Raw genomic sequence first — 8,828 nt, 5'->3', positions numbered from 1 at the left:
GGATGCCACCAGCTGGTCAAGGCCCCGATCGTGCTCGTGTGGGACCGGCTGAACACCCACGTCTCCCGCAGGATGCGCGACCTCGTGGCCGAGCGTGACTGGCTGACGGTATTCCTGCTGCCCGCCTACTCACCCGACCTGAACCCCGTCGAGTGGGTATGGGCCCACGTCAAACGCAGCCTGACCAACCTCGCCGTCATGGCCCTGGACCGACTCGAAGCCCTCGTCCGCAACCGACTCAAACGCCTCCAGTACCAGCCCGACACCCTCGACGGCTTCATAGCAGGCACCGGCCTCGCCCTCGACATCCCAACGTCACCCTGACCAGCCGAAGTCAGTAACGGGGGCGTTCTCCGGCGTCCGGGCTCCCGGCATTCGGCACGGTGCCCTGGGACGTCGACGAGGCCCAGCCCTTCGTGGCTTCGCACCAGGGCGGGTACGGGCGCTCACTACGGTGAGGACGAGGAGGGCGTCTTCGTGCGCAGAGTGTTCCCCGTTGACGAGAACGGCCGACCGCGTTTCTCTGCCCGGGTGGTGCTCGCTAGCCGGGCATCCGTTTCGTGATCCCGTTGGTGGACCGGATGTGGAAGGTCACGCTACGGACGGTGACCATGCCGATCCCTTCCCAACAGGTGATCACCCGGGACAACTGCGCAACCTGCAGATCCTCTCCGAGATCACCGCGGAGAAGAACTCCACCATCGTCTTCCCCGCCCAGTTCCTGGAGAGCGCCCGCGCCCTGAGCAGATTTGTCGAAGGGAAAACCAGGCACACCACCGCACCGCTGCCGCGACTCGATCCAGGGGAAGCCCCGGCGGGCAGCGGAATATCCACTGCGACATGAGCCCGCGAACCGACACAGCCCACGACCGTGCACCGGCCGGGGCGCGCACCCGTCAGCTAACCGGGTGTCTGGAGTGAGCAGGTCAGCGATGCGCCCCGGGGAGTCGGTGTCCGCTGAGCGGGGCACAGTAGCGTCATGGGCGTGCTGCGTGTCACCGATGGCCGGACCCACCAACTGATCGAGCTTCCCGTTCTGCGCCGGGGCGTGCTGCGGATGCGCGTCCACCTGTCATGCCCCGGCTCGGCCATCGGCGCCGTCGACCTGCGTGCACTGCTCGTCGGCGACGTACTGTTCCGTGCCGCGGAGACGGCCGGGGTGCAGGCGCGCCTCACCCTGGTCGTACCGGATCTGCCGCCCGAGCAGGTCAAGGCCCTCGATCGCGCCACGGCCGCGCTGGGCATCAACCCACCCGTGGCGGCCGGCATGGCGGCTGCCGACGTTCACGTGTCCGACAGCGGAGGACCGGATTCCGAGTATGGCGTGTGGATCGAGGTCGGGCACGTGCAGCAGCTCCTCACGGTGATCCCGGGACTTCATGGAGGGGCGGGCGCAGATCCGCTGGCCCTCCGGCTGGCGCTGCTGAGCCACCCCCACCATGAGCCGATCACCCTTGCCCCCGGCATGCTGGCCGACGCAGAGCAGACGCTCGCCAACTGGCGTGGCCGGGTAGCCGATTGGGCACGGTCGCCGTCCAGGCCGATCCCGGACGACATCCGCTGCCAGGCCCACAGCGCACTCGCCGACGACATCGGCATTCCCGGCGTCCTGACCGTGCTGCGCCGTGTCGCAGCGGAACAAGAGATCCCGGACGGCGCCAAGTTCGAGGTCTTCGCGTACCTGGACCGTGTCCTCGGTCTGGAAATCGTCCGCGATGTGGGCCGCGACCATCAATCGTGATGTTGACCGTGTGCAGGCAGCTGCCCTCGCGCAGTGGACGGTCGGCGACGCCTCCGGCACCTGATTCTCACCAGACTCCAGCAGCGGAGACGGCACCGACTACTGGGCGGACTCCCGCAGCTGACGTTGCTCATAAGCCGGTGAAACCACTCTGGACGTCCGAGCGGCGTCCGTAGCACGCCGGTAACGCTCCCGATCACGAACTGGTTCGCTACCTGATCCCCACGTCGTGGCGGAGGGACTCGGCCACCTCCTGGTCGAAGGGCTCGGTGCCGGGGGTGAGCACCGACGCAGCGGCCACGGCCACCCCCAGCGCGCAGGCGCTGACCGGATCGTCGCCTGCGGCCAGCCGTGTGGTGAGCGCGGCCACCATGTTGTCTCCGGCCCCGGCATCACTGAGCAGCTTCCCGGGCAGCGATGGCGCACGCAGTTCGGTGTGGCCGTGACGGGTGGAGCAGAGAGCGCCCAGGTCGCCGATCGTGGTGACGGCGATCTCGGCGGCGCCCGTGGTGAGCAGATGCTCGTTGACGGCTCGGGCATCGTCGAAGCTGCGGACGGCCCGGCCGATGAGGTCGGCGGCCTCTGTCCGGTTGCATCTGAGCAGGTAGACACCTTCCGATAGCCCGTGCCGCAGCGCCGGGCCTGATGTGTCCAGCACCAGCCGGGCTTCGGCCTCCCTGATCCGGCGGGCGACGGCCGCGTAGAAGTCGTCGGGCAGGCCGCCGGGAAGGCTGCCGCTGGCCACGACGTAGCGGCTGGTGCCGATGGCCTGCCCCAGCACATCCAGGCAGTGCCATCCCTCATGGTCGTCGAGGTGCGGACCGGGCGGGACGATGTGGTGGCTGCGGCGCGATTCGGTCTCGAACAGTACGAGTGCTTCGCGCGTCTCACCGTGGATCTCGACGGCGATGTGGTCGATGCCCTCTTCGTCCAGCAATCTGTTCAGGCGCCGGCCGACCTCGCGGCCGGCGGTGTGCACTGCGGTGGCCCGTCCTCCGAGGCGCGCCACACCGCGGGCGACGTTGATTCCACCGCCCCCGGCCGCCACAGACCTGACCCGGGCGCGGTTCTTGCCGATGTCGGCAAGGTGGCCGACGTCCCAGCACATGTCGACGGTGGGGTTCATCGTCAAGGTGAGGACTGGCCCGGCCACGGGGGGGTCCGGCGCCGCTGCCGTGCTCATCGCGAGGGCGCGGCCTCGCCCGGCACGGCCGGTGCCTGGCGCACCGTCCGCTGAGCACCGCCCGGCTCGTTGTCGTACCCGGCCATGACCGCCCGCAGGCTGTCGTCAGTATCGGTGGTCAGCGTGCGTTCGGCGGCCGACGCTCGCAGGTCCGGCACGGTGCCGCTGGACACCAGGGGTTTGTCTGCGATCTCCAGACCGTTCCGGTAGCAGCCAGGTGCGGTCTTCTGCGGGAAGACGTCGTTGGCCTCGGCTTCGGTTGTCCTCCGCGTGATCACGCGGAGGATGCCGGCCGCGCCGAAGGCTTGGTCGGTCAGCGCCGACCTGGCGATGCGGCCGAGCCCGTTGATGGCAACCCGGGCGGCCATGGTTCACTCCCCACGTTCTTGGCCGAACTGCCGAGGAAGCGGTCCGGCGCCTGGGGTCTTGGACACGCCGATCACGGTCGGCTCCCACTCCACCAGCCGGACGGTCGGCGATGCCTCTCACCGGCCGGGGCCCGGCTACGACGCTAACCCGCCCGACGGTTCGGCGCACCTCGTCGCGTCACCGGCCGGTTGCCCGCGGAGATCATCGACGCGGAGCCCGGCGCACGGCCTGGTCCATGGCATTGCGCGCACCGTGGAGGTCCCGGTCCAGGCCGAAAACCCGGTCGGCGAGGGCGAACAGCACGCCCTGAGTGCGCAGCCGGGCCGTCGGCGCAGCCCGCGGATTCGGTTCCGGCGGGCTCGGCGCACGGTCATACCTCTCTCACCTGCGGAATGTCATGGGGGCATGATCCGTCACTCGATTGCCGCGCCGTGATGGCCCAAGGTGTCACTCGTTGGTGTGATGCCTTGGGGAGTTCTTCGGCCCGAAGTGTGGAGGTCCGCATGATCCCTTTCTCGATGCGTGTCCGGTCGATGGGCGCTCTGGCCCTGATGGTCTGCGTGCCGGCCGGTGCCGCCGCAGCAGTGGCACCCGAGGCGATTCGCGCGTTGCACGCGCAGAGTCGCACCGACCTCGATGCGTCGATGCACGGCCAGGCGTACGCCTATGCCACCTACCTCTTGTTCGCCGACCAGGCACGCGCTCAGAACCTTACGTCCGTACAGCAGCTCTTCCAGCGCACGGCCGACGTGGAGCTGGGCGAGCACTTCGCGGAGGAGGCCAAGCTCAGCGGTCTGGCAGGCAGCGACGCGGCCAACCTCCAAACCGCCATGAAGGGTGAGGAGTACGAGTCGCACACGATGTACCCGACCTTCGCCAAGCAGGCCCGGCAGGACGGCGACACTGCCGCCGCCGACCTCTTCGCGGAGATCGCCAAGGACGAGACGACCCACCACGCCGCGTACGCCAAGGCGTTGGAGGTCGTGCGCACCGGCAAGGGCAGCGTCCCGGCACCCCCTGGCGTCAAACCCGTGACTGTCCAGGCCGGGGCGCCCAAGGTCCGCGCGGCACGGACGAAGCAGAACCTCGACACCGCGCTCCACGGTGAGGCGCTGGCATCGGCCAAGTACACCCAGTTCGCCAAGGCGGCCACCGCGCACGGCAACGCGGCGCTGGCCCGCCTGTTCACCGGCACCGCCGACGTCGAACGGCGCGAGCACTTCGCAGGCGAGGCGCAACTGGCCGGCATCGTCGCACCAACACGCCAGAACCTCACCACCGCCATCAACGGCGAACAGTACGAGTCCCGCACCATGTACCCCACCTACGCCCGCCAGGCCAGGACAGCCGGCGACGCCAAGGCCGCGGAACTGTTCACCCACAACGCCAACGACGAGGCCGGTCACGCCCGCGCCTTCGAGAACGCGCGCAACCAACTCCACTGACCGCACGTCGGCCGGAGCAGGCTCCCACACGCACGGGGCCCGCCCGGCCTTCGGCCAGCCCGGCTGGCTCAGGAGCCGCTGCTGCTACATCGACCCCGCGCTCCCGTAGCGCGGCGACGATGTTGTCGGACTCGGCCTTCACGACGCGTGGGTCATTGCCCGCCAGGGCGTCCGTCGCTACCTGGGAGGTAATGGTGCCGATCTGTGGGTGCTGGCGAGAATGCTGATCTAGCCGCGTCAGGCAGACGCGGATTTCGGATCGGAGTGATGAGTCGTGTCCATAGCCGTACCTGCGACCACCCGCACTGTCGTGGAGGAACTGTTGCACCGGATCGGCGAGGGACATCCCGAGCGCATCGCTGAGATGTATGCCGAGCGGGGCGACTGGAAGCTGGACTGGCCGGAGGCCGAGCACGGTCGGACCGCTACCCCATGGATCCGTCACCGCTCCACCCGCGCCGATGCCGCAGCCCACTACCGCGAGCTCGCCGAGCACCATGTGCCTGGGCAGGCAGCGACCGAGATCGAGGGCATCCTCGTCGACGGCCGCGATGCGGTCGTGCTCGGCGAGATCCGTCAGACCGCCCGCTCCACCGGACGTGCTTATCGCGCTCGGTTCGCTTTGCACCTCACCATCGAAGACGGCCTTGTCACCCGCCACCATGTCTACGAAGACAGCCTTGCCGTCGCCCAGGCGTTCGACATGAAGGGACCGAGTGAGGCTTGCTGAGGCATCCGTGAAGTTAACGGTCACAGCCACTCGTTGTGGACTGCGATCAGTGCGGTCACCTCGTAGCGGACAGCGAGATTGTCGTACCGGGTGGCAACAGCCCGGTGGCGGTGAGCCGGTTGATCCCGCATTCGACAGCGTGGCGTGCGCGGTAGTCGGTCGTGTCGAACTTCGGCGGCCGGCCGCCGCGGGAATCGAGTTCTTGCCGGTTGCGGACCCGGTCCGCCGGTACTGGGATCGTGGCCTCGATGCCGCGTCTGCGCAAGTAGGAGCGATTCTTACGGGAGCCGGACGCCTTGTCCGCGCGAAACCGGTCCGGGCGCTTGTGCGGCCTGCCGAGCCCGGTCTGTGGAACCCGGTTCGCCTCCGGGACTGACTCGAACGGCGGGGAATCGCCCCGCTGCCCAGCCGTGATCACAATGCGCACGGGTCTCCGCCCCTGTGCGACCGCGAGATGGATCTTGGAAGTCAGTGCGCCCCGGGAGCGTCCGAGACCGTGGTCGGCCGGCTCGACAGAGACCCCACCGGGCCGCTCCTTCTGGAGACGGGATCCGCCGGGTGCTGGCCGGGGAGACCACCCTGCACGACCTGGCCGTCACGCACCTACGGCTGGTCGAGGGCCAGCTGCAACAGTTCCGGGCGCGCCGTGCCCTGCTACGGACCATCGTGCGCAACAGGTGAGCCTGAGGCGCAAGCTCGTGTCGATCTCCGACGATGACCGTGACCGGCTCATCAGCCGGTTCCGGGACTTCGTGACCGACGGCCCGGATGTCCATCCCGGCTATGTCGAGCGGCTGCACAGCCCGCGGCCGCACCTGCCCGAGGAACCGTCCACCGAGCAGCTGGAGGCCTGGACCGAACTCGCCCCTGGGCATCGCGACCCGGTGCGACAAGACCTCGGGAAGCCACCTTGCCGTACTCCACCTGCGCGCTTCGACGATCTGGATCAGAGACCTCACCTGGGCCGGTCCGGCAGCCGCCCGGGTCTGGGGCCGGGGTGGTCCTTGGCGTGGCACGGCAGGGTGGAACTCGTCAGTTGCTCACCCATGCTCCTGCCGGTGGCGCCATGGGCTCAGTGCGTTGGCGAAGGCCCCGATGGCGCCGTGTCCCAGGCGCTGGGAGCGTGTGTCGGAGAGGCGGATGGAAACGGCCACGGCTGTTCTTCGGGCGGCTGTGGGTTCCACGGTGTCGGTTCAGGGGGCGGAGCGAAGGGACCCGCGTGCTTTTCCATCAAGACCATCATGACCACCGCGACGATCAGGCTGATCAGTATCAGAGTCAGGCCCATGGGGTTCGCCGGGTTGTAGACGTACCGGTTGGTTCCCCATCGGCTCTTTTTGGAGACCGGTTCGCCATCTTGGTTCATGCTCGGATCCTAACGAGCTGGTGAGGACAGGCTGTTGGTATACGTCTGAAGTGACCGCGTGTAAAGGGCTTTAACAATATCCGGATGCAAGACTATTGAGGGACCTATCTGCAGGCGATGCATGAACCAGCGCATGGAAGGGTTGGGAGGCCGTTGTGGAGAAAAGAAGGCCCTGTGCTACGTCGCGAGCCACCGTCATCCGTCTCGCATATGGATCACGACAATTCGACTCCGGGTAAAGCTGGTTGGGCATCCCCGATGTTTAGGGTTTGATCTCGGTGCGCGTACTGCGCGCCATGACTGCCGGGGGATGAGGCATGCTGAACAATGGAAAGAAGCCAGTGGAGCCGACGGGCTCGGATATTTCCGGTATCGAGAGCGAAGAGGGTATCCCGGATCTTTCCGGTCGCCTCAAGCAGCTCACGGACAGGATTCTGCCGGGGTCTGCGGGGGATGGGCGGGGGCGCCATGCGGACTCGAGTGATGTGACGTCCGCCTATGCCGAAATTGCGCATCTCATGATGGAGTCCTTAGGGTCCCTGCAGGGCGTCGCGGAAGGTCTGAGCACGGCGCCGGGCGCATGTATGGCAGAGTCGGCGCCGGTTGCGGGCGGCACGTCGAAGGAATACGGGACGGCGGCGAGCGGTACGACGGCCGCTGGAGGGGCGGGGGAGGAGCGGCGGACGGAGTGAGCGGGGCGGTGTGCCCGTCCAACCGTGCATGGCGGTCTATGGTGCACGTCCGCCGCCGGCTGCCCGCGGGTGACGGACGCCACCGCTGTCGTGCTCTCTCCCGCGCCCGACGTCGCGTGGTTGGCTGACTGGGTGCGGACATCGTCGGCCGGAGAATTGCCGACGCCTGGCGGGTAGCTGTCGCAGCCGCCCGCTGGCCTATCGGGAGTCTCCCGTAACGCGTTTCATGTCTGCTGTGCCAGCCTTCGCAGGTAGGCCGTGCGCAGGCGCTGGATCAGCAGGAGACTCACTACCGGTCCTCCCACGGTGGTGACGAAGCACATGCTCAACAGTGGTCCACCGTCGGAGTCGACCCCGGCGACGATCAGGCATACGGCGAGGAAGCCGAGGCCGAACCCATACAAACCCGGTCCGTGTACGGCCGACTGCCACAGGGCGTACGGGCCCACTGCGCGCAACGGGCGGGCGTCCGGGAGGGGCAGGTCCACCGGCTCGCCCTGAGGAAGCTCCGCAACGCATCCCGGGGGCGTAAGCCCGTATACATAGCGGTCGTCGTCAAGGACGAGCAGGGCCGCGACGCACCAGTCCGATGGATCCTCCGCAACCGGCGCCCAGTAGAGCCACCCGGCGTGGCCTTCGAGGTTCGCGGCAAGGGCTTGTGGGTCGAGGCAACGGTCGAACAGGTCACGGGTGCCTTCGGGTGATGAAAGACGCAAGGCGGGGGACAAGGTGCTCTGAGGGACGCCGGAAGTCTTTTTCGGATCGGGCACTGTGAGCCGTATCCCGGCTGTGCCACCTGCGATGCACACCCGTAGTCTGCGCACCGGTCTGTCACCGAGCACGGACTGGGGAGTCGTCGGTTCGGGCTCCTCCTTGCCCCTGGACCTGACGCACATGAGGAACAGGGTGATGGGGAGGGCGCCGAAGAGAGCCAGCATCACCATTTCGCCCGGTGATGCCGAGCCTCCCAGGAGGGAGGCGAGGTGACGACGGGGGGTGAGGATGATTCCCAGGGACGGGGCGTCCGGGGCGTAGAGCCCACCCGTTAGGCGGTCACCGGTCGTCCAGCGGTCAGATGACGAGGTCACCTGCCCTCTCAACTGCAGTGCTCTGCTGTGCTCGCCGGGGCCTGGCGCCTCGACGGTGACCACGTAGGTGTACGTCGTGCCGGTCTTGGACGAATTCTGATATCTGTGATGGATTTTCGTGATCGTGACGGGAGCGAAACGGTAGTCGTGCTGGGTGACGGCGGCCAGTTGGGCGCTGTTGTCCGAGGCCTAACCTCGATCGTTCATGAGTCCT

The 8,828-nt window shown here is 67.8% G+C and carries 11 protein-coding genes; 6 read left to right on the top strand and 5 right to left on the bottom strand.

Annotated elements, in window-relative coordinates; genetic code table 11:
• From CG747_RS46625 to CG747_RS46610, 3 genes are all read left to right on the top strand, one after another.
• Positions 1 to 324, top strand: a 324-nt coding sequence (locus tag CG747_RS46625) for a transposase (RefSeq protein WP_257981237.1), incomplete at its 5' end; no start/stop codon positions are given.
• A gap of 259 nt (positions 325 to 583) precedes the next feature.
• Positions 584 to 844 (top strand): hypothetical protein, encoded by a 261-nt coding sequence (locus CG747_RS49035; RefSeq protein ID WP_219621651.1) that lies wholly within the window; start codon positions 584 to 586, stop codon positions 842 to 844.
• A 135-nt stretch (positions 845 to 979) separates the two neighbouring features.
• Positions 980 to 1,741 carry a hypothetical protein gene (locus tag CG747_RS46610; protein ID WP_100607922.1) on the top strand — a complete coding sequence of 254 codons (762 nt, stop codon included), beginning with the start codon at positions 980 to 982 and terminating at the stop codon, positions 1,739 to 1,741.
• Between the two features lie 211 nt (positions 1,742 to 1,952).
• Here the strand turns inward: CG747_RS46610 and CG747_RS46605 are convergent, their stop codons facing one another.
• Entirely contained in the window at positions 1,953 to 2,873 is a 921-nt protein-coding gene (locus CG747_RS46605) for a 1-phosphofructokinase family hexose kinase (RefSeq protein ID WP_180986047.1), read from the bottom strand.
• Between the two features lie 47 nt (positions 2,874 to 2,920).
• Positions 2,921 to 3,292, bottom strand: coding sequence for a hypothetical protein (locus tag CG747_RS46600; RefSeq protein ID WP_100607920.1), 372 nt, complete (start codon positions 3,290 to 3,292; stop codon positions 2,921 to 2,923).
• A 504-nt stretch (positions 3,293 to 3,796) separates the two neighbouring features.
• Here CG747_RS46600 and CG747_RS46595 point away from each other — a divergent pair.
• Both CG747_RS46595 and CG747_RS46590 read left to right on the top strand, forming a co-directional pair.
• Positions 3,797 to 4,738 carry a rubrerythrin family protein gene (locus CG747_RS46595; RefSeq protein ID WP_180986046.1) on the top strand — a complete coding sequence of 314 codons (942 nt, stop codon included), beginning with the start codon at positions 3,797 to 3,799 and terminating at the stop codon, positions 4,736 to 4,738.
• Positions 4,739 to 5,012: 274 nt separating this feature from the next.
• On the top strand, positions 5,013 to 5,468 hold the full coding sequence (locus CG747_RS46590; protein ID WP_100607919.1) for a nuclear transport factor 2 family protein: 456 nt from the start codon (positions 5,013 to 5,015) through the stop codon (positions 5,466 to 5,468).
• Positions 5,469 to 5,523: 55 nt separating this feature from the next.
• Here CG747_RS46590 and CG747_RS50615 read toward each other — a convergent pair whose 3' ends face one another.
• Both CG747_RS50615 and CG747_RS46575 read right to left on the bottom strand, forming a co-directional pair.
• Positions 5,524 to 5,886 carry a hypothetical protein gene (locus CG747_RS50615; RefSeq protein WP_257981238.1) on the bottom strand — a complete coding sequence of 121 codons (363 nt, stop codon included), beginning with the start codon at positions 5,884 to 5,886 and terminating at the stop codon, positions 5,524 to 5,526.
• 654 nt (positions 5,887 to 6,540) lie between these two features.
• Positions 6,541 to 6,834 carry a hypothetical protein gene (locus CG747_RS46575; protein ID WP_180986048.1) on the bottom strand — a complete coding sequence of 98 codons (294 nt, stop codon included), beginning with the start codon at positions 6,832 to 6,834 and terminating at the stop codon, positions 6,541 to 6,543.
• A gap of 317 nt (positions 6,835 to 7,151) precedes the next feature.
• Here CG747_RS46575 and CG747_RS46570 point away from each other — a divergent pair, with 317 nt between their 5' ends.
• Positions 7,152 to 7,526, top strand: a complete 375-nt coding sequence (locus tag CG747_RS46570) for a hypothetical protein (protein WP_146022309.1) — start codon at positions 7,152 to 7,154, stop codon at positions 7,524 to 7,526.
• 224 nt (positions 7,527 to 7,750) lie between these two features.
• Here the strand turns inward: CG747_RS46570 and CG747_RS46565 are convergent, their stop codons facing one another.
• On the bottom strand, positions 7,751 to 8,677 hold the full coding sequence (locus tag CG747_RS46565; protein ID WP_146022308.1) for a hypothetical protein: 927 nt from the start codon (positions 8,675 to 8,677) through the stop codon (positions 7,751 to 7,753).
• Positions 8,678 to 8,828: the final 151 nt, after the last annotated feature.

It is taken from the genome of Streptomyces sp. CB02959, assembly GCF_002803155.1.
Lineage (GTDB): Bacteria > Actinomycetota > Actinomycetes > Streptomycetales > Streptomycetaceae > Streptomyces.
Note: the sequence above shows the minus strand (reverse complement) of the source record. Positions and strands in the feature narration are given on the sequence as shown.

Bases quoted from the DNA above. Each gene is read 5' to 3' on its own strand.
- CG747_RS46570 (WP_146022309.1), top strand. From the start codon at position 7,152: ATGCTGAACAATGGAAAGAAGCCAGTGGAGCCGACGGGCTCGGATATT.
- CG747_RS46595 (WP_180986046.1), top strand. From the start codon at position 3,797: ATGATCCCTTTCTCGATGCGTGTCCGGTCGATGGGCGCTCTGGCCCTG.
- CG747_RS46600 (WP_100607920.1), bottom strand. From the start codon at position 3,292: ATGGCCGCCCGGGTTGCCATCAACGGGCTCGGCCGCATCGCCAGGTCG.
- CG747_RS46575 (WP_180986048.1), bottom strand. From the start codon at position 6,834: ATGAACCAAGATGGCGAACCGGTCTCCAAAAAGAGCCGATGGGGAACC.
- CG747_RS46610 (WP_100607922.1), top strand. From the start codon at position 980: ATGGGCGTGCTGCGTGTCACCGATGGCCGGACCCACCAACTGATCGAG.